The organism is Spirochaetota bacterium, assembly GCA_038043445.1.
Classification (GTDB): domain Bacteria; phylum Spirochaetota; class Brachyspiria; order Brachyspirales; family JACRPF01; genus JBBTBY01.
Genome location: JBBTBY010000077.1, coordinates 1 through 22,878, shown reverse-complemented (window position 1 = coordinate 22,878; position 22,878 = coordinate 1). Strand labels below are relative to the sequence as shown.

At 56.2% G+C, this 22,878-nt stretch carries 19 protein-coding genes and 1 pseudogene; 7 read left to right on the top strand and 13 right to left on the bottom strand.

The window, feature by feature from the left end; translation table 11 throughout:
- The 8 genes and pseudogenes from AABZ39_12435 to AABZ39_12400 form a co-directional block, all read right to left on the bottom strand.
- Positions 1–1,470: extracellular solute-binding protein (locus AABZ39_12435; protein ID MEK6795581.1), on the bottom strand; the 1,470-nt coding region annotated here is incomplete at its 3' end.
- Positions 1,471–1,570: 100 nt separating this feature from the next.
- Positions 1,571–2,452, bottom strand: coding sequence for a metallophosphoesterase (locus AABZ39_12430; GenBank protein MEK6795580.1), 882 nt, complete (start codon positions 2,450–2,452; stop codon positions 1,571–1,573).
- Between the two features lie 62 nt (positions 2,453–2,514).
- Entirely contained in the window at positions 2,515–3,789 is a 1,275-nt protein-coding gene (locus AABZ39_12425) for a hypothetical protein (protein ID MEK6795579.1), read from the bottom strand.
- Between the two features lie 215 nt (positions 3,790–4,004).
- Entirely contained in the window at positions 4,005–4,133 is a 129-nt protein-coding gene (locus tag AABZ39_12420) for a hypothetical protein (protein ID MEK6795578.1), read from the bottom strand.
- Positions 4,130–4,735 (bottom strand): phosphoribosylglycinamide formyltransferase, encoded by a 606-nt coding sequence (gene purN / locus AABZ39_12415; protein ID MEK6795577.1) that lies wholly within the window; start codon positions 4,733–4,735, stop codon positions 4,130–4,132. The genes AABZ39_12420 and purN overlap by 4 nt, the downstream gene beginning before the upstream one ends.
- Entirely contained in the window at positions 4,735–5,439 is a 705-nt protein-coding gene (gene tsaB, locus AABZ39_12410; protein ID MEK6795576.1) for a tRNA (adenosine(37)-N6)-threonylcarbamoyltransferase complex dimerization subunit type 1 TsaB, read from the bottom strand. Before tsaB ends, purN begins: the two co-directional genes overlap by 1 nt.
- A gap of 352 nt (positions 5,440–5,791) precedes the next feature.
- Positions 5,792–6,196, bottom strand: a pseudogene (locus AABZ39_12405) (NAD-dependent epimerase/dehydratase family protein).
- A gap of 111 nt (positions 6,197–6,307) precedes the next feature.
- Positions 6,308–7,270, bottom strand: a complete 963-nt coding sequence (locus AABZ39_12400) for an AraC family transcriptional regulator (GenBank protein MEK6795575.1) — start codon at positions 7,268–7,270, stop codon at positions 6,308–6,310.
- 63 nt (positions 7,271–7,333) lie between these two features.
- Here AABZ39_12400 and AABZ39_12395 point away from each other — a divergent pair, with 63 nt between their 5' ends.
- The 3 genes from AABZ39_12395 (at position 7,334) to AABZ39_12385 (ending at position 11,636) form a co-directional block, all read left to right on the top strand.
- Positions 7,334–9,997 carry a glycosyl hydrolase family 28-related protein gene (locus tag AABZ39_12395; GenBank protein MEK6795574.1) on the top strand — a complete coding sequence of 888 codons (2,664 nt, stop codon included), beginning with the start codon at positions 7,334–7,336 and terminating at the stop codon, positions 9,995–9,997.
- A gap of 193 nt (positions 9,998–10,190) precedes the next feature.
- Positions 10,191–10,754 carry a hypothetical protein gene (locus tag AABZ39_12390; protein MEK6795573.1) on the top strand — a complete coding sequence of 188 codons (564 nt, stop codon included), beginning with the start codon at positions 10,191–10,193 and terminating at the stop codon, positions 10,752–10,754.
- Positions 10,755–10,760: 6 nt separating this feature from the next.
- The gene (locus tag AABZ39_12385; GenBank protein ID MEK6795572.1) at positions 10,761–11,636 is read left to right on the top strand and encodes an AraC family transcriptional regulator; all 876 of its coding nucleotides are present in this window, start codon (positions 10,761–10,763) and stop codon (positions 11,634–11,636) included.
- Positions 11,637–11,642: 6 nt separating this feature from the next.
- On the opposite strand, the gene AABZ39_12380 is transcribed toward AABZ39_12385, so the two are convergent.
- The 4 genes from AABZ39_12380 to AABZ39_12365 all read right to left on the bottom strand — a co-directional run bounded on the left by AABZ39_12380 (position 11,643) and on the right by AABZ39_12365 (position 15,983).
- On the bottom strand, positions 11,643–13,109 hold the full coding sequence (locus AABZ39_12380) for an FAD-dependent oxidoreductase (protein MEK6795571.1): 1,467 nt from the start codon (positions 13,107–13,109) through the stop codon (positions 11,643–11,645).
- Positions 13,106–13,321, bottom strand: coding sequence for a 4Fe-4S binding protein (locus tag AABZ39_12375; GenBank protein ID MEK6795570.1), 216 nt, complete (start codon positions 13,319–13,321; stop codon positions 13,106–13,108). The genes AABZ39_12380 and AABZ39_12375 overlap by 4 nt, the downstream gene beginning before the upstream one ends.
- Before the next feature lie 89 nt (positions 13,322–13,410).
- Positions 13,411–14,307, bottom strand: coding sequence for a PocR ligand-binding domain-containing protein (locus tag AABZ39_12370; GenBank protein MEK6795569.1), 897 nt, complete (start codon positions 14,305–14,307; stop codon positions 13,411–13,413).
- A gap of 62 nt (positions 14,308–14,369) precedes the next feature.
- On the bottom strand, positions 14,370–15,983 hold the full coding sequence (locus tag AABZ39_12365; GenBank protein ID MEK6795568.1) for a glycosyl hydrolase family 28 protein: 1,614 nt from the start codon (positions 15,981–15,983) through the stop codon (positions 14,370–14,372).
- 184 nt (positions 15,984–16,167) lie between these two features.
- Here AABZ39_12365 and AABZ39_12360 point away from each other — a divergent pair, with 184 nt between their 5' ends.
- Positions 16,168–16,992 (top strand): AraC family transcriptional regulator, encoded by an 825-nt coding sequence (locus tag AABZ39_12360; GenBank protein MEK6795567.1) that lies wholly within the window; start codon positions 16,168–16,170, stop codon positions 16,990–16,992.
- Between the two features lie 51 nt (positions 16,993–17,043).
- On the opposite strand, the gene AABZ39_12355 is transcribed toward AABZ39_12360, so the two are convergent.
- Positions 17,044–18,576: an FAD-dependent oxidoreductase gene (locus tag AABZ39_12355; GenBank protein ID MEK6795566.1), complete on the bottom strand. Its 1,533-nt coding sequence runs from the start codon at positions 18,574–18,576 to the stop codon at positions 17,044–17,046.
- A 113-nt stretch (positions 18,577–18,689) separates the two neighbouring features.
- On the opposite strand from AABZ39_12355, the gene AABZ39_12350 reads away from it, so the two are divergent.
- The 3 genes from AABZ39_12350 to AABZ39_12340 all read left to right on the top strand — a co-directional run bounded on the left by AABZ39_12350 (position 18,690) and on the right by AABZ39_12340 (position 22,738).
- The gene (locus AABZ39_12350) at positions 18,690–19,838 is read left to right on the top strand and encodes a radical SAM protein (GenBank protein ID MEK6795565.1); all 1,149 of its coding nucleotides are present in this window, start codon (positions 18,690–18,692) and stop codon (positions 19,836–19,838) included.
- A 253-nt stretch (positions 19,839–20,091) separates the two neighbouring features.
- Positions 20,092–20,886: a hypothetical protein gene (locus AABZ39_12345; protein ID MEK6795564.1), complete on the top strand. Its 795-nt coding sequence runs from the start codon at positions 20,092–20,094 to the stop codon at positions 20,884–20,886.
- Between the two features lie 10 nt (positions 20,887–20,896).
- Entirely contained in the window at positions 20,897–22,738 is a 1,842-nt protein-coding gene (locus AABZ39_12340; protein ID MEK6795563.1) for an FAD-dependent oxidoreductase, read from the top strand.
- The last annotated feature ends 140 nt before the right edge of the window (positions 22,739–22,878 follow it).

The following is a 22,878-nucleotide window of genomic DNA, read 5'->3' as shown; positions in this document are numbered from 1 at the left end:
ATCGTTGTATCCTGCCTCTTTGAGGAGATTGGGGCGCACCATTTCGGCGAGACCGAGCTCGACGTACACCTTCATCTTGATCGCTTCCGCTTGGGGGCCGGTCATGAACTCGATGTATTTCCACGCCGCCTCTTCTATCGCTTTTCGGTCGCGGCGACCGGGTTTGTCCTCGGGTTCTATGGCCGCATTGATGCCGGCGAAATTCCCCATGACGAACACGGCGGGTTGTTCGTTCCTGTATGACGGGAGGGGGGCATACGTCCATTCCGTCGGGTCGGCATTGATGCTGCCCATGCCGCCTTCCTGCATCGTGATTATCTGCATGGCGATGAATTTCTGTTTTATCTCGCTTGAGAGATTGGAGTCGACCACGCCGTAATAGATGCGTTTCTGCACGCGCTTGTCATTGAGATCGAATTCTTCCTTTGTGATCGGATCGACGGCCTTTTTCGCGCGGATCATCTCCGGGGTAATATCGAATTCATGTCCTTTGTTGCGTATCCACGGCTGCTGCAGTATCTTCCGGTAGAAGTAGAGCGCACGCAGCGACTTCTCGCTGTCGGTGACAAGACGCCATTTCGCATCCGAGACGCCGTAGGACGTGGAGAGCCCGAGGCCTTCGAGCCGCTTCTTGTTCGCGGCGAGCGTGGCGAGATACGCCTTCTCATCGCTCACGGTAATGCCGAACGAGCGGAAGTCCACCGGCGGGTCAGGCACTTCAACGAGCTTCCCGTCCTTCTCAAAGTGGGGGAGCACTACCTCGCCGCCTGCCGACCATATCCATTGCAGGAGATACCAGCCCGGGCTCCCGCCGCGATTGCCCATGTTGAGGAAGAGGCCGTATACGTACGGGTCATCGGACTTTCCGTCGGGTTCTTTCGTCGGATCGTAGGTCATGGCCCGTGCGAATTCATATATCTCATCCCAGTCATTCGGGACTTTACCGCCGTAATTGTATTTCCCGAACGTGGGATTGTGACAGGCGAGGAGCATGCCGTAATAGGCCGTCGGCACGGCGTACACCGTTCCTTTATCCTGACAGAATTTCCATATCTTCGTCGGCGTCGAAATGCCGCGATACGGCTCGCGGTGCTCATTCTGATACTGTGCGAGGTGTTCGTTGAGCGGGAGGAGGAATCCCTGATCGCGGTAGTCGGCGACATGCCGTGTGAGAAGCCAGAACACGTCCGGTGCTACGCCGCCGATGACGGCGAAAAAGTCGGTGCCCTCGCTGCCCGGGGCATCGACCACGAGCGGGGTGATGACCTGCACCTTATATTGGGGATAGCGTTTCAGGAATGCTTCGAATATCTTCCGGCGTGCGATAAGTGTGGGGTCGGAGGTGAATACGGTCGGTATACCCTTCAGTCGAAGTTCGACCGGCTCGGCGTCTTCCCCGATGACGGGGCCGCACAGGAACATGCTCAGCATGATGCCGGTAATGGAAAGTCGTTTCAGCATCGAAGCCATGGGACACCTCGGGGGCGGATACTCTGGGTGTCAGTATAGCACAATCCTGTTTTTTGTCATTGGAAAAATGCGACATGGGGATGCAGAAAGAGGACATGGACTACACCCAGCGTATCTCGAAACGCACCGATCCGCCGAAGGAGAGATACGGCGCGCGCGGAACGCCGTCGCTTGTGAACATGACATGGTCGTGGCAGTCCGCGAGGTCTATCCAGAGCGCTTCGCCGCCGCGGTGGCGCATGGGATTATGGCCGACGATGACGGGCATGGTCTTCGGCGCCGAGAGGGCCTTGCGGAAATTATCAAGATCGGCGCTTACGTAGAGCGAGTCGCGACTCGGGAGCTTCAGGTCATTGATGCGGTTCCACACGAGCGCGTGCATGAGCGCTTCATCATCCCTGACATTGATGATCGCTTCGCGCGTCGTCGGGACGAGCGGCGGGCCGGCATGAAGGGCGATGAACCTCGGGTGCTGTACCACATAGGGGAGCATATCGAAGAACTGCTCGACAAGCACGGCGTATTCCTCGCCGCGGCGACGGACCAGATGCCGGCGGAAGAGCTGCCCCTGTGCCACACCGCCTTTCGTGAAATCCATGGCGAATGAATCGTGATTGCCGCGCAGATAGAACACGTTCTCCGGGTGACGCGTGATGAGCGTGATGAGGATGTCGAGCATGCGCATCGATGTTTCCATCTCCGCGAGCCTGTTCGTGCGGGATTCATGGAACGCATCGCCGAGGAGGAGGAGTATCGTGCGATCCTCTTTTACGGACGAGTAATTATGCGTGTCTTTCAGGATGCGCTTGAGGTTACCGCTGTTGGCATGCAGGTCGCCGACGATGACAACAGTGCGATTGTCATCGCTCGGGAATTCGATGAGGCCGCCGGGGCGTCCCTCTGCATCGCGCGGGCGCAGAGTGTCGGGGATGGACGACATCGCGGTGATGGCGGCGGTAAGACGTTCGTACGATTTTCTCACAGGGGAAGTATATCATGGATGATGGAAAAAACCCATCTCCCGCAACCCGTGAACGTGTTCGGCTACCGCTGCTCGACATACCCTACGTTCAGGTCAAGAAGTCCGTCGTCGCGACGGAGCGCATAGACGAAAAACAGCGTGGTTCGGCCATTGCGCACTGCCTTTGACGGTTCTCCGAGGGATATGATCGGTCCGCGCTGAGAAAATTTATCTGGTTCAGCGACCAGATCGCGACGGGCTCTGCCCCACGCTTGTGAATTGGCAAGGGCATCCGCTCCTTTGCCGATGAACGGGATCGAAACTATCTCATGCCCGCGGCGCAGGGTCACTTCTTTGCCGTCGAATACAGGCTGTATTTCGCCGATATTCGGCAGATTGACCGGGGGTGGCAATACCACCGGGGTATGCCACGGACCTTTCGGGAATTTGCCGTCCGGCCTCAGGACACGCACAATTACATCGCGCTTTTCTTCCGGAACGGTCTCATCGTCATACCATATCTGTACGACACGCCCGCTTGAATCGACATACGGCCCCGGATTGCCCTGTTGTTTCGGAAGCGGCTCACCGCCGATAATTTCAGCCGTCAGATCCTTGATCGCCGGCCAGGGCTTGGCATATCGGCCGAGAACATTGTGTCTGCCGTTGGCAAGCGGCGCAAGCCAATGGTCCATTCCCGACCGCAGCCCTTTATCGATACGGGGATCATCCCAGCAGAACAATAGAGCGTCCCTCCCATGCGCATCACGAATGAGCACCGGTCCCATCAAAGCGATGGAGCCATCGTTGCCCGCTATCTCAACAAGGAATGGTTCGGCGAATTCACCGTTGTGCTGACGCTTAAACCCGTAGGTCGCCTGCGCCAGCAGTTTCAATCCGAGTTCCTTTATCTTCGCTTCATCAAGACCCAAGGCCGGTGCGGCATTGCGTATGGTGCCGTTGCTCGCGATCCGTGCTGCTGCGGGAAAATCGGGACGGGCTGGTGCTGTCCACGGCCCCTTTGCTTTCTTAAAGGCCTCTATCTTTCCTTCAATCATGCAGCTTGCGCTTTGCGCTATGTAATGGATGAACAGATAATTTCCATCACGCGATACATGTGCGCCGTCTTCCCAGCCCAGCGTGTTCACCAGACCTTCAACACATTGCGGCTGTCCCCACCGTTCATCCACAGCCGCGAGAACGAGGGCGCGATGCGTGACGGAAAGCGGCGTTTTCGGGAGTGCGGCGGTGACCGTGTACTCACCCGAACCGAGTCCATCCGGAGTTACGCGGCAGACAAAGCTGCGGTTCCTGCGGAGAACGACATCGCCGACGGTGCCGCGATCCGCGGTGGTCACAGGGGCATCCCGAACGCATGGATCACCCGCTGCATCAAGGACCTGTACAAGAACGTCGAATGAGGTTGAAGACGCCACTCGTTCGAATGACATTTCCATTCGCACAGGGACGGGAACATTCCCGGTAGAAAACAAGATGTCCGCGCAGAAAAGCAATACAGTGAATACTGGGCGGATGATCGATCTGAAAAATCCAGTGCATGTATAAGGCGTATTCATACGACGATCGTGCGTATCATGGCAGTCTGAGGGCTTTTGGTCGACTCGTGCCGCTCTATCATGCGCGCGACGAGATCGGGGGCAAGAGATTTGTAGAGATCGGTGATGAAATCGCGCCGTTTCATTGACCTATCGCTATCTTCCCTTTCGCTATATCGCTGATGACGCGCCAGTACACGTGATGCTCTTCTTTCAGGATGCGCTCGGAAAGCGTTCCTTCGGTGTCATTCTTTTTTACGCGCACTTTCCGCTGACGCAGTATCGGACCCGTGTCCATTCCCTCGTCGACGAAATGCACCGTGCAGCCGCTCACCGATGCTTTTGCGTCGATGGCCTGTTTCTGCGCGTGCAGCCCCGGGAATTTCGGGAGCAGTGACGGGTGTATGTTGATGATGCGTTTCCTGAACGCGCCGATGAGCTTGGGTTTTATCATGCGGAGAAAACCGGCAAGACAGATGAGGTCGATGTTCTTTTCACGGAGTATCGCGATGAGCCTGTCCTCCGCAATGCCTTCCAGTTTCGTTTTGAAGGGCGCACAGTCATGGAAGAGCGTTGGCACGCCGTAGCGGCTCGCGACGGCAAGTCCTTTCGCGTCGGGTATGTCCGATACGGCGAGTTTCACCTGTACGTTCTTAAGACGGTTACGCGCTATCGCCTCGAGTATGGCTTCCATGTTGGAGCCACGGCCCGAGATGAGAATGGCTATAGCGAGCGGCTTTTTTTCCATCAGAGTATCACTCCTTTCGCGCGATTATATTCGGCCTCGCTCGGCCGCGCATAGATAGGCAATACGTTCATCACATCGTCGGCTGTGCCGGCTGAGGAACGCTCGACTGCGTACGATGCGATATGTGCGATACGCATGCAGTGCATCGCGTTGTCCTCGGGTATGATCATCTGCGGCAGTTCCTTCGAGAAAAGTTCGCGATAGCGCAAAGCGCCGTCGCCGACAGCGAATACCGAGGCGTCGTTCCGCAGAAGCTCGATGAGCGATTCCGCGATGATATCCTTATTCTCTATCACCGGTACTCCATCGCGATAGATGCTCGCATACACGCTGTTCTTCCGTGCATCGATGAGCGCGGCATGCGTTGTATATGTTCCGCCATCGGAAATGTTCTTTACGAGCACGGCAAGCGATGGTACGGCGACTATCGGGATGCCCTTCGCGTATGCCATCGCTTTGAGCATGGAGAACCCCACGCGCAGCGACGTGAACGATCCCGGCCCGGATCCTATCGCGATGAGGGATACGTCGGCGAGCGAGAGCGATGCTTTCGAAAGGACGCCCTCTATCGCGGGGAGGAGCCGCATGCTGTGGTCGGTCACGCCATGCTCGTAGAGCTCGTGAACGGCATCGCCGCACACGATACCAACATTGAGAATGGTCGAGGATACATCGACGGCGAGGATCGCGGATATCATTTTCATAGGTGTATTGTAATGTACCGAGGGGGTTTTCACAATGGTTTGTTCAGCGCAGCCCTGAAGGGCTGCGCTTCCTGCAAGGTGGGAGCGCCGACGGCCTGAAGGACATCGGCTTTATCGGAATATTTTATTGCCGCCACGGGATACTGCAGCCCTGCTGTTTTTCCAGTGTTCGGAGCAGTCGAATATCCTCTGCCGCCATCTGAGCGTTTACGATATCACCGGGCAATGCACTGTTGTCCTCGACAGCCTCGGCAAAGCGGTCGAATAGTGTTCCGGCAAGCGGTTTTGCCGTCCATGTCTTCGTCTGTCCTTCGCGTGCCGCGATCAGTGTGGGGCCTTCTTTGCGCAATTCCTTCATGAGCCGCGCCTCGCAGGCGATCTTGTTGCGTGAATAATCCCAGTACGGATTAGCGAGCGGCGTTGATTCGGTGATGATCGGGTGTGTCACCGGCTTCTGATAGACGCTTGCAGAACTGATGAATATGTATTGTTTCGTCTTTCCGGAGAAGAGAGCGATATCGCGTTCAATATCGGCGGGCAGATATCCGATCCAATCCACGACGGCATCCCAAGCGTGTCCTTCCAGTGACTTCTGAACATCGGCGCTTTTTATGTCGGCAAGTATCGACTTCGCTCCGGGGATATCGCGCTTTGCCGCACCCCGGGTGAGATGATAGAGATCGATGCCCTGGGCCAGTGCCAGACGGCTTACTGCTGAACTGATATTCCCCGTGCCGCCGATGAAGAGGACTTTCATGTGTGCGCCCCTTGCCGGTATATGCCCGGAATGATGCTGCGCTCCAGGAACGCTCACTATACTGCGTTCGCCGACTGCGTCAAGCATCTATGCCGAGTGTGTGCTGAGCGATCATGTGTGGACGCGTCGGTCGTGCTGACCGACAGGCGGCCTGTTCGTACGGGCTTTCATACGATATGCTGTCGGCGTTACACCGGTATACCGTTTGAACATGCGATTGAAGAGTGAGATATTTTCATACCCGCAAGACAAAGCCGCATCGATGATCTGAACATTCGATGCGGCGAGGCGCGTGCATGCCGATCGAATGCGCATTTCGTTGATATAACCGAAGATCGAATAACCGGTCTTTCTGCGGAAGGCGGTCGAAAGATACGTCGGGTTACATGACACATGCTTCGATATGGCGGCGAGCGATAACGGCCGAGCAAGGCGGGTTCGTATGTATGCAAGCGCCTTTGTCACCGGCTCCCCCGACGTTGAACGGGCTCGGGGTGCGCTTTGGCCATACCATCGGGCGCACATGGCCAGCAGCTGACTGCAGTATGCGTCGCGCATCTGCACGAAACAGGGATGACGCTCGCGTGACTCCTTGAACATCGTTGCTGCAATTCCGTCGACAGCATGCGCCGCGGGGGTAGGCAAGCGGACGCGGAGGCTCCCGCCGTTCTTTCCAGCGATGAAGTCATCGATATGCGCATCAGCGAAGAACGATGTGCCGCTGAGACCCGCAGTGATGTGCTTCATATACGAGCGTGATAAAAGGATGTAGAGCATAGGCATGGGGCGTTTTACTGCAAACCGGTGAACTGTTCCCGTGTTGACGAACAGCAGGTCGCCTTTCATGACCGGAACCTGCGATGCTGCTGTTTTATGCCGGCCGCCTGCGCAGCGTATCAGTGCTATCTCATAGAAATCGTGGTCATGCCAGAACGAGTAATTCGGCCTATGGGTATAAGCCATGATGCGGATGCCGTCGTCCGGCTGGTCGAACAGTGCAGCGGTGGTGAAATGCCTATGGTCGCCCATTACCGAAGTATAGCTCATCTGAACGGCTGATGCAATGCAACGCATGAAGAAAGTATCATGCAGAAAAAAGTATTTGACAATCCAGTGGGCATGGCTATACTTTGACGTATGAACATAGTGAAACGGCACGGCAGCATACTGACTGTTGTAATGGTGGTCATAGCGATGACAACTGAGATAGCTTCACAGCCGATCACCGCGATCAATGTAAAGGACTTCGGCGCAAAGGGTGACGGGGTAACGGACGATACCGACGCCATACAAAAGGCGGTGCTCGCCCAGGCGCAAAGGATGAGGCCGATGCCCAAGGGCTGGGGTGATATATCCTACTTTCCGGAACTCGTATTCCCCGAAGGCGTGTATGTGCTGTCGAGGACCATCTATCTTGGGCTGGGAACCGACCCCAGGAGCGCTATGCTCAATAATGAAAAGCGCAAAGGGTATATGAGCACAAGGGATTGGGAGACCGGCGTCGGCATGAGCTCAGTCCGCGGCGAAGGGAAGGTTGTCATTCGCCAGAAAAACCCCAAAGCGGATATCTTCTATGTCGGCTGCGCATTACGGTGCGCCATCGAGAACCTGACCTTTGACGGTGGCAATCGTTCTATTATGCTGTGGACGGGGAATGTGGACCTGGCTGCTCCCAGGATCCGCAACTGTACATTTCTCAATTCAGGCAGCTATGCCATTGCTTTTCCCCAGACATTGCTGGATACGAACGCGGATTTTGTCGGATACAGCGTGATCGAAGACAATGGCGAGCTTCGGCAGACCGGCGGGGATGGCGGATTTTTCTATCTGTATCATTCGACGTTCTTTACGGTCCAGGATTGTGAGTTCCGTAACTGCCGCAACGTTCTTGAGACCACCTGCGACGGCGGGACCATGGAGAACTGTACTATTGAAACATCGCCGGATATGAAGGGTGCCGCGATACGTATCGCCGGTTCACTGCGGCTGCAGAACATTACCGGCCGGGCGTACGTTAAGGAAGGAAATGGTCAGCGCTGGATGGATGTTGATTTCGCTGCCGCTTCCCGGCTGCTCGGGCGAGATCTCAGACTGACCAGCACAACGGATAAGGGAATGTGTGTTGTTTACTCCAGGAACAGGTATCATCATCCCTCTTCCGTCAATCCCGGTGTTATAATCCTTGAAGATTGTGAATTTCAAACGTCGGGTTGTCCGGAGAATGCCGTTGTCTACTGTGCAGAAGCAGCTGAGCCGATCGTATTCTGCTACCAGGGCTGGCCGGCCAGAAACAATGTGCTTACGATGACGACCACCATGGGGCTTTGCGTTCCCAATCAGATCTATGTTGCCGGATGCAAGGAAACGGGAAATAAAAAGATGCCGGTGCTGGGGTTCGAGGGCGGCGTGCCGGGCACTGAATATTTCAAGGTCTGGCCTGTCCCCGGCGGGCAGGGATTGGAACCGCAGGAGTTGTCATATCAGATCGAGGCGGGGAATGAAAATATGATCTGCGAACTGCCTGAGTCGATGAAGCCGTATGCGAGGGCACCCGTACCGCAGAAGATCAGGGAATATGTTCGACAATGGACATCAGAAAAGAAAGACGATTTCCTCTGCCGCGCAGGAATGAAAAGATCGGTCATCAAACAGATCTCCGCACTTGATTTCGGCACAGTCGGTAATGGTATTGCCGATGATACCGCGGCTATCCAGAAAGCAGTCGATGCAGCCGGGGCGGTGCAGGACGGAACGGCTGAACTTATATTCCCGGGTGCGGCCTATAAGATCACCGGTGTGATCGACCTGCCGCAGCGCATAACCATTCGCGCTGCCGGTACGGCCCTGTTCTGGGCGCCGGATAATTGTTCTGCCGGATTTTCCGCGAAGGATGCGAGGGAGATCGCCTTTATCAACTGCTCCCTCTGTTCTTCTACCGGTAATCTGCTGAAATTCGCTATTCAGAAAAGCGCAGCGGCGAAGATCCTTGTCGATAACTGTCAGTTGTACAGTTGCCCGGGTACGGCGATAGAGTGCTATTCCCTCGATCCCGACCCGGCGCAGAGACTGAAGACAAGACTGCGTATCGTCAACAGCGTTTTCAAGGAGAACAAGCAGGCACTGGCGCATAATGTAGATGCCGTTGCGGATAACATCCATCTATACGGGTACTGCTATACCTATACGCAGACGACCACGCTGCAGGCGCCCCGGCCGCAGGAAGGAAGGCGGATAGGGCATCTCATACCGGGCGATACGTATCGCGATATCGCGCATATAAAAAATGACGGCAGACTGAGACTTGAGAATATCGGCGGTGTTCCCTACTGCCCGGCGTTCAAATTGAACATACGGTGGATCGACAACAATGGCGTCCTGCTCTGCGATAATTTCCGCTCCGGGGGAGAGTCCGGCGGGATGGAGACCGTATATATGCCTGCGAACGGGCAGCAGGAACGCATTACTATTGTGCAGAACGGCTGGGGCGGGCAGAGAACGGGGAAAGGTCAATTCCCGAACGATCCTGATGCGCTGAAGGAGATCTATGCTTTTGTGTACACCTCGGTCATGCCCGGCATGGTCGTCATTCGGAATAACAGCAATAACGGCCTGCGCGTGCCCTCGATCGCATTCGGGCCGTTGTTCCAATTCGAAAAGGGGTTAGCAGCCGAAGACATATTCAAGAAACTGTTCATGAGCGGGAACATCAGTTACGAGACGGTCGGATGCAGGACGACGGATCCCCAGGGAGTTCTGCCTGATGTTGTTCCCGTTCCTTGGAGCGGTGCGATAGGGAAGTAGCCGGGTCTTTCAAAACGATACCGGAGACTGGGTGATGAGGATGCGAAGGCGCTCGGGTATCTCGTTCTCACCGGATCGAGCCTCGCCGAGGAGAACGGCAGACTGTTCGCGCTTATGACGCCCTCGACGCTCGTTTGACGAACGTGTGAAAATTGAATATGATGGAGGCTCATAACGCTAATCGAGGCTTGCCATGGAACGATCGACACTCATCAAATTCTTTTCCGCATGGGCGCTCTACATCACCCTCCATTTTTCGTACAGGATGTTCGCGTCGCCGGCGACATATTTTCTCGGCTGTCCGGCAGAGACGCTCTTCACGCACGGCAAAATGTCGTTCTTCTCCTATCTCATCGTATCGATCGGCTTCATCATCTATGCTGCGGCAAAGAAAAAGGGCTTGCATATCTGGGCGGCGGGATTGGCGAACTGCATCTATCCGTATCTTTCATTCTTCCTTTGGTTCATCATTCCCGGAGTGTTCGGGGAATGGAAGCTGCCGGCGCAGGAGATCATCTATTCCAATGTCATTCTCGCTGTCTGCCTATTGATCACGGTCGCGCTTGAAACAGAGTTCAGGATGATATCGTGGTCCCGCACAGGAAAGGCGGCGGTGGCGGTGCTCTTCGCTGCATCGTTCTTTCTGTATACAGCCATGACGTTGCGTACGCCGGATATCGAGTTCTTCGGCGCCCATTCGCACGGGAATGAAGTGGTAACCCCTGCCTGTCCGGGCAGCGACGCGCACGGGCACTGAATTTTAATGAAGACGCCGGGATCGACATGGAAGGCATCGCAGTTCTTCCGCGTAGCGGAATTCCCCGTGCAGGCACAGCGTTTCGGCGCGCGCAGCTTCACTGCTCATACGCATGATTTCATTCAGCTCGTCTATGTGGAAAGCGGAACGCTTACGCATGAGGTCGGAAGCGCATCGTTCGCGATGGATACGGGCGACATCATGTTCGTACCGCCGTTCGTTCGCCATCGTCCACGCACCGGTACCGATGTCTCGTTCGTGCAGATCAATTTCGCGCCGTTCGTCATTCACTCCTCGTTCACGACGCATCTTTCGTTCATGAACAGCACGGAGACGGATGCGGCGTATCTCGCTCCGCTCGCGCACATCATGCGCGGCGGTAAGCCGCGGCCGGTGAATCTTGCGCACGTGCACGCAGTGGGCGGACGCATATCCGATATGATAGAGCGTTATGCATCACTTACGGCCTTCGATGCCGTGCTCAAGGCCGATCTCCTCTGGCTGCTCGCGCATATCGCTGAAACCGGCAATAAGGAAAAAGGCACTGCGGCGGTGAAGCATCGCGATGAGATAGCGTCCGCGATACGTTTCATAGAATCAAAATACGCCGATGATATCGGTCTTGCCGATGCCGCGTCCGCTGCGGCGCTCTCGCCGTCGTTCTTCTCGCGGTCGTTCCGGAACGTGACGGGCAAAACGTTCGTGCACTATCTCGCCGAGGTGCGCATATTCCACGCAGTACGCATGCTCCGCGAAAGTTCCCGCCCGGTCACCGATATCTGTTATGCCGTCGGCTTCAATGACATGAATCACTTCTGCCGCATGTTCAAACGCATGACAGGCCGGACGCCGTCCGTTTTCAGGAAGACGTCCGGTTTGTAAGCGCGATCAGGCCCTGCCCTTCATCATCTGCTGAAAATGGCTCTGTCCGAGCTCGCAGCCGTCGGCTATGAGCCTTGTCTGCAGTTCCTTCACATCGATCTTTCTTGGAGCGATGTTCTGCTGAAGCGATATCGCCGCCGCGGTACCGACCGCCTGCCCCATGTTGCAACAGGTGAGCACGAGGCGACAGCCCGCCTGCGCCATGAATTCCGTGGAGAGGCATCGCCCCGCGACAAGGAGATTATCGATCTTCGCCGGCACAAGACAGCGGTAGGGGATGGAGCTCGGCATCGCTTTCCGTTGGAACGCATCACCGGTGCGGCCGAAGCCGTCGGATATCACATCCCATCCGCCCGGAGGCGGCCATGAGCCGCTCTTCCCGTGCGTCGAAACATATCGCGTTTTTCCGTCGATGACAAGCTCGGCCCATTTGATATTGCCGGGCCCGTCGGGATTGTGCAGATCGTAGTGATGCCCGGTCAGACAGACGGTATCATCGAAGGTCTGTGCGCGGGCAAAATCGAGCGTGGTGAGGACGTATTCGCCGACGACGCGCCTGCTTTCCCGTACACCGAGCAGCGTCCCGGTATCGATGAGATAGGATCGCTCGAACCCGGGCACACATTTCTTTATGAAGCGCCAGAGAATATCGGACTGCTCGCGGCCTTCGAGATACATACGCGTGAGATCGCGCGCCTCGAGCGGCTTGCAGTTGCGAGAGTGCGCAAAGCACATGCTTATCTCATCCATGCCGCAGTGTTCCGGGCGTCCGGGTACATGCGTCACCCAGTTGAGGTGATTGTCTATCATGTACGGCATATCGCCTGATGCTACGGATCTTTCGATGAGCTTCACCCATTGCGGATCGTCCTTTTTCAGTTCGGTGCTGTTGTACTTATCCCAGTCAACACCGCCGAGACGGAATTCCACCGAGCATGCTTGATGCTTGCCGTCACTCGCTCGCCCCTTCATGACTTCGCATCCTGCGAAATACGCGACATCGGCATCGCCGCTCGCGTCGATCACGCGCTTTGCGAGTACTGCCTCCCTGCCCGTCTTGCTTTCGATCACAACACCGCGAAGTACGCCGTGTTCGACGATGGCGTCTACTGCATGCGAGACGAGCAGAAGATCGCAGCCCGATCCCGATATCATCCGGTCGAGTATGAGCTTGTGCTTTTCGGGATCGGAATTCCTATGCCAATGGCCGTTGACCGCGTCGAGATTCGCAAGCATCTCCTTGCTGATGCCCGCTGCGAAATCGAGCGGAATGTTGACGAGGCCTATCGTCGCGAGCCCGCCGAGACTGGATTCGCGTTCGACAAGGAGCGTTCTGCACCCCATGCGCTGTGCCGCAAGGGCGGCGCCGAACCCCGCCATGCCGCCGCCGATGACAAGGACATCGTATTCGCCGATGCATGATAATTCCCGTGCTGTTTCGATGATGCGTCCTTCTGTTACTGTCGTACTCATGATCTTTCTCCTTTGTGTGTTAGTGTTCCTTCGGCCTTGGTCACGCTGATAGCCTCGCTCGCGCAGCCTTTATAGCACACGCCGCAGTGAGAGCATTTTTCCTGATCGATATGGCAGCAGCCGCCGGATTCGTAGATCGCTTTCTCTGGACATGCCCAGAAACAGGCGTCGCAGAGTGTGCACCCCCTGTCGATGACATAGGTCTTACGCATTGCCGGCCTCCGTGTCGATGATCGATACGACACGAATATAGCCATCAATGCTGCGGCGTGCTATACCCGGCGTTGTCCGGGAATTTGCACTATTTTGTCCTGCGGTATTTTCTGCGGTAGTCGAGCGGCGCAAGCCCGGTCAAGGTCCTGAATTTCCGTGCGAAATAGCTCTGGCGCATATATCCGGTACGCTCGGCAATGTCCGCTACGGAGAGCACGGTCGTTGTGAGGAGCTTTTTCGCCGCATCAATGCGCCGCGACGCGAGATAATCGCTGAATGTCATGCCCATGGTCCGGTGGAACATGCGGCTCACATATGCGCTGCTGTGATGTACTCGCCGGGCGAGCATGCCGATGGATATATCCTCGCAGCAGTGCTGGTCGGCGTATGCGGCGATATCACGAACGGCGGGATTTCTGGTGAGTGCGAGCGTTCTGTTGAACGCGGCACGGTCCTCGGTCTCGGCAAGTGAGCGCAGGGCGAGCGAGACGAGTTTCCCGATACGCATGAGCATGTCGCGGTCGGCTGTCGTGAGCGCACGATATGCGGAAATGAGTTTCTTCGCATTAAGCCCGAGCTTTGCTGCGCGCTCGGCAAGCCATGCAGCGCGTGCGGCAGGTGCGCCGCTCACCTGTGACTGCCCGACAAAGACGGTCGCCACATGTTTCCCGTCATAGAGTACCGGGACGACGACCTCGATCAGTCCTGCATGACAGACATGTTCCATGGGAGCGCTGTTGGCGGCTGCATCGCGCACAGCCTCAGCGACATCGGAGGTGATGCATGCGCTTCTTCCTGCGGCAGTGGACCTTGCCAGTGTACAGAATGCGCAGCGGTGGCCGTCGAACGTCCAATCGATATTCCTTCGGCCGGAACGTTTTGAGAACCCTGCATGATCATAGAGGACGGTCTTTATGCCGCTTGCGGCAGTGATCGTTTCCAGAATTTCCTGGAATAGATTGACCGGGGTGTCGTTCATATGCATGGCCGTCATCCGCTGAGGGAATACGGATACTATACGCTATCGTGTTCGATACGCAATACCGTCTATTTGGTCACGATGATATTGGCGACGAGCTTGCCGTACTTTTCAAGCGGCGCTGAAAAACCGATCTCATCCGGCGACGATATGGGTTTTGCACCCCGCACGATGTTACTGAACGTGATGTTCTCGATGAGAGGCGTTGCGCCGGATTCAAGCGCGAATTTCGTGACCGCTTCCGATACATCGATGCGCGACAGGATGCGGTCGTCGCTGATCGTTATGTTCTCGAAGCGGATGTTCTTTATGCGCCCGAGCGGTGAGTACTCGCCGCTCTTCGCATCCTTCGTCCGCGATACCCAGAAATAGAAAACGCGCGACGGATCGATGGGCTTTCGCTCCTTGTTGCGTTCGTATCGTTCATCGTAATACTGGAGAAGGTCCTCGATCCATATATTCCTGAACGTGAAATTATCGTATACCGCGCCTTCGGTGGTGTCCATCCGAATAGCATCGGCCCCGTTGAGAATATAGATGTTCTCGAAAATGAAATTCCGCATCGTCGTACAGGCGGATTCGGTGCCGACGCGGATGGCGTTCGCTTTATGCGCCCAAATGACCATGTTGCGGTAGGTGTGGTTCTCAATGATATTCCAGCCGACACGCGCCTTCGGGGTTATGCCGTCATCCTCGGTGAAGGCGAATGAATTCTCTACAAGCACGTTCGATGAGCTCTCTATATCGAAGCCGTCGTGATTGGAGAGCCGGACATCGCTCAATATCTTTACGCCGCGAATGGTAAGCCCGTCGATGAACATGCAGTGGATGTTCCATGAGTATGAATCGCGGACGGTCACGCCGCGAATGGCGACATTCTTCCCGTTCTTCACTATAAGGATGCGGCCCGCTTTCTTCTTCACGTTCTCCGCTTTTTCGAACGCTTTACGGATGATATAACCGTTCGCATCGATGGTGCCGTGACCGGCGATCGTGAGGTTCGTAACACCGTCGGCGGCAAGAAAAGCGATCTGGATTTTTCCGCCCGGCACCGGCAGTATCTTCGTGATATCGTCGATAGCCTGGAGCAGTGCGCCCGATGCGAGGAACAGCGTCATCTCGGACTTGAGGCGAAGCGACCCGGATCGGAAATGACCTGCGGGGATGAGGATGGTCCCGCCGGCAGGGAGGGCATCGATAGCGGACTGCAGCGCTGCGGTATTATCGGTAACGCCGTCAGCGACAGCGCCTGCTGACAGGGCGTTCACTGCACCGGTGGGGGGCGTTTCCGATGGCGGTTCAATAAAGAGAAAAAGCTTTTCAAGGAAATCGATCTGCACGACTATCTGCATCGGGCGGGGAACAGTGAAACGAACCGTGGAGCTTTCTATTGACGGTTTGATGCCGAAAGCGGACGGCTGGACGCGTGCGGAAGAAACGCCGCCTCGCTTGACGCGCACCTCGACAGCGGCGTCCTTCACTGCCGTGCATTGTGCGTAATGAATATCCTTGAAGGAGACGACTTTCACCGGCGTACCGTTCACGGAAAGTTCATACACTTCGCTTGCCGGCCCCGGTATATCGGGGGTGGTCCCGTCAGCGAACGATATCGCTGCTGACAATGCCGTTGCAACGGCCGCCGCAGTGAAACGGGATATCGTCTGAGTCCGCTCTGTACCCATCACCGTACTCCTACTCGTTCAGCTCTATTGCGATCGTATGTAAAATAAGTTACAGTGGGCACTGCGGGAAGTCAATGTCAGTCCCGACAAAATCCATGTCAAAAATAGAACGCGTGCGGCGTCTTGGGCGGTGAGTGAAAGACAGATGTTTGACCACCGCAGCACTTTGTACTATACTGCGTACATGAATGCGCGTACGCTCAGCCAGCTCTCGATGAACATCGATGTGCGTCCACAGTACTCTGGATATCCGCATCACTTGCCGGGATGGAGCGAAGAGCGCGTTCATCCTGTGTTCGATCTTTGGGTCATCACTCACGGTGCGGTCATGGTCACAATGAAAGACCGCACGGAGACGCTCCATCCGGGAGATGTCTATCTGATCCCGCCGCATACGCCCTATGCCGCCGGTTCCCGCAGCGCAGCAGCGTTACAGTACATGCATTTCGACTGCGTGCTGGGCGATAATCGATCGTTCCTGTCAGCATCCCTGCTTGCGGGGAAATATCCAGCCGCATCAATACGCGCTGAACGCGAGATATACTCGAACGCATTCATGCTGAACCGTGAAGGGGCATCGATGGCGGGTCTTGCGCTCCGCGGTGCGCTTTCCATGCTGATAAGCCGCATGATGGCGTTGAGGCTCCATGGGAAGCGCGATGACATGAGGAGCGGACGCGAATTCGAACGGATACATCCGGTGCTCGATCATATCGCCTGGCATGCGGATGAACACATCGCCAACAATACGCTTGCGGATATAGCCGGGATGACGGGGAGCTATTTCATCCGCTATTTCCGCCGCGTCATGGGCGTTACGCCGAAGCGGTATATCGAACGGATGAAGATGGAGCGTGCAAAGGAAATGCTCCTGGAACGAACACGCAACATCAGGGAAATTGCCGCCGCGCTCCATTTCCCCGACCAGTTCTCGTTCTCAAAGGCGTTCAAGAAGATGTATGAACGCTCACCGTCGGAATATCTCAAAGAACATTCTCCCCGGAAATAACGAACGGCCTTCACCGCAGCGGCAAAGGCCGTCCATCATCGATAGAAATCCCTACTCGAGGTTCGTACCCACATCACCGCCGGTATTCGTGTAGCCTATCTCGGCGAGTTCCGCTTCCGCAGAGACGATCTTGTACTTCCCGCGGGCATTATCTTTTATGACGATATCGGCCTGTCCGCTCGGGTTCTGTTCCGGGGCAAGGATATCGTCCGCCGATACTTTCTGGCTGGTCTCGACACGCTGTACGCCGTAGCGCGGATCGCGCGAGAGATTGACGCCCATTTCCTCAAGCCGTGCGCGGAGCTTTTTTACATCGAGTTCCCTCGGCGATACGTTCTCCTTTACCGAAAGCGCAGCAGCAGCGCCGGCCGCCTGCCCCATGTTGAGGCATTCAAGCACGAGGCGGTTCGCCGACTGTCCCATGAAGTCCGATGAGAAGTTGCGTCCTGCGACAAGAAGATTCTCTATCTTAAGCGGCACGAGCGCACGATATGGTATTTCACGCCAGGTGCCCGGTGTAACGTAGCGCTTCTCTTCCGTTCCGTCGGGGTTCTTCACGACGACATGCTTGATGTGGCCCGGCTCGGTGGGATGATGCGCATCGAATGAATGCATGGCACGCATTATCGCATCGTCGAACTTTTTCGCATTGACGACATCCTCGCCGGTGAGCTTGTATTCCCCGATGATGCGCCGTCCGTCGCGTACGCCGAGCATGGGCGCCGTATCGATGAGCCATGCATTGGCGAAGCCCGGTATGCGTTTCTTGCAGAACTCCATCACCCATTGCGCCTGTTCGCGCTGCTCGATGAGCTGCCGGGAGAGATCGAAGCCGTCGAGATTGCGGCAGTTACGGCTGTGTGCGTAGCATATCATGAGTTCCTGATGTTTGTCATCACGCCCCGGGAGCACGACGACCCAGTTCACGCGCTTGTCTATCATGTACGGGAATTCCTTCTTCGCCACCGATTCCTCGATGCGTTCGCGCCAGTAGGTGTGCATGCTCGGGACCTTGCGGTATTCTTCCATATCAACGTTCCCGATGCGCATGACGAGCGATGTCGCCTGATTGTAATTGGAGAGAGCGCCGCATCCTACTTCGAACGGTGCGCCCGCATATGCGGCCACGTCACCGTCGCCGGAGCAGTCGATGACACGCTTGGCGAGTATCGCCTGCTGGCCGCCCTTGTTATGGATGACAACGCCGGTTATCGTATTCCCTTCGGTGAGCGCATCGATAGCCGAGGTATTGTAGAGTATCTCGACATTGTTCTTGATGAGCATCTGCTCGAAAATGACCTTGGTCTTTTCCGGATCGACGAAGCGGCCTTTGACGGCATTGTGCTTCTTCAATTCCTCGAAGAGGTCGATGCCCACCCCTTCGATGTAGCTGAACGTAAGGGCGACATACCCGAGCGTGACGAGTCCGCCGAGGCCGGACATCTGCTCGATAAGGAGCGTCTTCGCCCCCGTCTTCGATGCGGCAAGCGCTGCGCCGAAACCGGCGTATCCGCCGCCGACGACGAGCACGTCGACCTCGCGTACGATGGACAATTCCTTCGGTGCTGAGAATATCGTTTTCATGAGAGGCTCCTTGATCCGATGATGTCATAATAGTAGTATCGCTGACGGCGGACGGCTCATCGTTTTATGCCGGACAATCGCCTTTTTTTGCTCACCTGTTGTATAATGCCCTCATGACCGTCACCCCCATTCAGGCAAAAACCCTCCTTCGCGTCCAGAAAAAGATAGACTCCTGGTTCCTCTCCCGCGCGGGGATGAATTTCTACCGCGGCTGCGCCCATGACTGTGTGTACTGCGACGGGCGCGCGGAGAAATACAATGTCAGCGGTGAATTTGCATCCGATATCGGGGTGAAGACGAATGCGATAGAACTTCTTGAACGTGAACTCGCAAAGATGGCTGCGCGAGGTATTGAGGACGGCTTTTTTGTCATCGGCGGCGGGGTAGGGGATGCGTATCAGCCATTGGAAGAGGAATATCAGCTTGCGCGCAAAGCACTGCAGATCTTCTGTAAGCGTTCTCTTCCCGTGCATGTCCTCACCAAGTCGACGCTGATATTGCGCGATATCGATATACTAACGGATATCAATGCGAAGAAGCGCGCCGTGGTGAGCGCAAGCTTCTCATCGGGCAATGACGGCATCAGCGCTCATTTTGAACCCGGCGTACCGCCCCCGTCGAAGCGACTTGCCATGTTGGAAGAAGTGAAGAAGCGGGGACTTTCCGTCGGGATATATCTCATGCCGCTGCTTCCCGCCATTACCGACTCGCAGGAGATGATAGAGGATGTATTCTCTCGCGCAAAGGACATCGGCGTTGATTTCATTATGGCGGGCGGTTTGACATTGAAGGACGGGCGTCAGCGGGAATACTTCGACAAGACGATACACGATATGTATCCGCATACTGAAGAGGAGTATCGGTCGCTCTATCACGGCGATGCCAGCTATCGCGGCAATGCATACGGGCAGGCGTACGGCGGTTACTATGCATCGCTTAACACGCGTATCCTAACAGCCGCACAGAAATACCGTATGCCGATACGGATGCCGCGATCGGTGTGGCCGCCGTTATCGATCAACAGCCGCGTCATACTCATGCTCGAACATATCGATTTTTATCTTCAGTGCGCGGGGAAGCGGCCTTCCTATGTATATGCGGCGCATGCCGTCGGCGCGCTCAAGGAATCGCTCCGCGAATTGACCGATGTGTCCGCCGTCAACAATGTAAGTGAGGATGCCGCGCGTGTGATACGGGAGATACTCGATACCGGGACATCGGCATTATACGAACGCCTCTCCGGTCTCGGGGGGGTGACATGATTGGTGACACCGCAGCGAAGCGTGATGTGCAGCGCTGTATGAAAACTCTCCTTCTTGATCATACAACAGAGTGTTTTCGAAGCAACACACTCACCCCCTCAGGTCTCCCCCCCTCTCACATCTCGGTGAGAGAGGGGCCGGGGGATGGGGTGAGTTACATACCGGTCACCGGAGTCCCATTTTTTGTCAATGGTGTCATAGGCAAAGCGGCGCTGCGGCGCTATTATTAAGCATCCCGTTTCGGAAGGTGATCATGGCACATAGTGAACTCCTCGTTATCGGCGCAACCGGTGTCGGCTTAGGTCTTATCGCTTCGCGCGAGAATGCCGATGCACAAGTGCTTCTTATCGACCGCGGCATCATCCCCGGCGCGGAATTCGTGAATGCCCTTGTGCCGGGCGACGGCTGGGATGCGGCGCCGTCGTCGTCGTTCGCGAAAAGCGTGTACGATGAACTTATCGCACGCAATATCCTTTCTAATGGAAGGATACATCTTCCGGCGATATCGCCGGTGCTCTATGAGCGCATGAAACCATTGGCATCGCGCATACGCCTTTCGACGGAGATACTCGGTATCGCTGCAACAGCATCGGGGTATGAGATGACCATTTCCGATGCCGGCGGCATATCGAAAATTACAGCGGCATCCATCATCGATACGACAACGGCGCGTATATCGAGACCGGGTATGACTTTCGCTTCGAAGGCGTTCAATGTCCTCCTCGATGCCCCCGCCCGCGACTTCTCAGAGATAATCGGGCAGCACGGCACAGCGACTGTTCTCCCCTGCCGTTTCGACAGCGAGCGCATACTCTCGCTGCCGCTCGCCGCGAATGACGGGTTTGCCGATGCGAGGAGGAAACTTGCACAGTTCTGGAAGGAGCGCGATGAGGCGCTGAGGCCGTGGTCGCTTGCCGCGAGCGCAGGGGCTTTTGCGTATACGGTCACTGACAAACGTACGGAGATAGCGCCGTCATGGCTGCATCTCCCGTCGGCGGCATATCGGAATATCACGCTCGCTATTGAAGCGGGCGAGAACGCGAAGTAAGGAGCACGGGATGGAACTTTCATATCTCTCAGCCGGGAAAGCGGTGAGCGAAAAAGCAGCGGCGTCATTCGAAGCATCCTACGATGTCATCGTCGCCGGTCTCGGCAGCGCCGGTGTGTATGCGGCGATAGCGGCCGCACGTGCGGGACTCCGTGTGCTCGGCATCGAGCGTCTTTCGTCGGTGTACGGACAGGGATCGTCCGGCGGCATGATGGGCTACTGCGCAGGAAGCCGCGGCGGTATTTATGAAGAGATCGATGCGGAGATAGAGCGCCGTGCAACGGATAAGATATATAAGACGGAACTCTTCAGGATAGTCGTCGAGGAATTCCTGTCCGCTGCGGGTGTTGCCGTGATCTTCGATGCGACCGTCATCGGCGTATACCGCGAGGGCAAACACGTGCGCGGCGTTCGGTATGTGAAGGACGGAGCCGTGCGGTCGGCGGGCTCTCAGGTGCTCATCGATGCTACCGCTGAAGCGGAAGTGGCGGCCATTGCAGGATGCGAGACCACTATCGGCCGAGATTCGGACGGCGAGCCGCAGCCGTATTCGAGCGTCCGCGTGTTCTCCGAACGCAAACCCGATTCGGTCCATTTTACGCTCGCGAATTTCGACGCGGGGTATGTGTTCCCGTCGGACCCCGTGGATCTATCATACGGTGCCATACATGCCGGAGCGCTCCATCTGGCGGAGAAATTCACCGAAGAGAAGAAGCTCATCGCGGTGGCGGCTATGCTCGGTGTACGCGAAGGGCGTTTCATCGTCGGCGAAGAGACGCTGCGATTCCATGATCTCATCCGCGGCAACGTTACCGACAAGCCGCTCTTTCATGCGCTTTCGTTCCACGATAATCATACGAAGGACTGGGCGCTTGAGAGCGATGATTCGAAGGATTGGGTGACCGTCTGCGGGCTCTGGGGCGAGAATTTTCATGTGCCGATACCCGCCGGGGCGTTCATCCCGAAGGGGGTTGACGGCATACTCGCGACCGGACGCTGCATGGCCTTCGATCATGATATGGCGCAGTCTGTCCGTATGCGCCGCGATATGCACAAGCTCGGCGAGGTGTCAGGCTCGCTCGCCGCTCTTTCGGTAAAGCTTCGTGTGCCGCTCAAAAAAGTTCCGCATGCTGAACTATTATCCATGCTCACAAAGACCGGCTGCGCGAACATGCTCGATGCGGATACGCCGATGATAAAGCTTCCGCAGGGAGAAGAGGCGATACGGAGCGCGCTTGCTTCAGGCGCGCCAGGGCTTGCGATATGGGCGGCGTATCGTGCCGGCAGTGCGATGAAGAAGATGCTTGTATCGAACCTTGCCGGAAGCGACAAAATGCTCCGGAGAAGCAGTGCGTTCGCGCTCGCGCTTCTCGGCGACAAGGCATCGCTCCCCGTGCTTCGCGAGACCGTATCGTCCTACGACGAAACGCTTTATACATCGCGCAACCCGCAGAAATGCGCGTACGCGGCGGTCTATCTCCTCGGCAGGATGAACGATGCGGAGAGCATACCGCTCATCTTCGATGTGATGGAGACACACCCCGCCGCGCAGGATGTTTCCTACGGTGTGACAGCGCTCCTTCGCATCGGCAGGGATGTGTCCGCATGCCGGAAGGATGTTGCGGCGCGGTTGTCGGTATTCCTCTCGGAGCGCATCACCGCGCTTCCGCTTCCCATGCAGGTCTCCTCAAGTTCCGGTACGGCGCAGGTCGAGGACCTTGCGACCGTCATTCGGCTTATCGCGGCGAAAGAGATATCCGCATGGGAACTGCCGCATACGCTCGTTGACGCGGCGAAAAAAAGCGCACGAACGTTCCGGGAAAGAAGATTGCTTTCACAGATCATTGCATAAGGAATTAGGAAAACCACAGGGCATTGGGTAAGAGGAGGGGGACGTTCGATCGGGGAGATAGACATAGTGATCAGCGATCGATTACCTCTTCTTCTTCTTCTTCTTCTTCTTCTTCTTCTTCTTCTTCTTCTTCTTCTTCT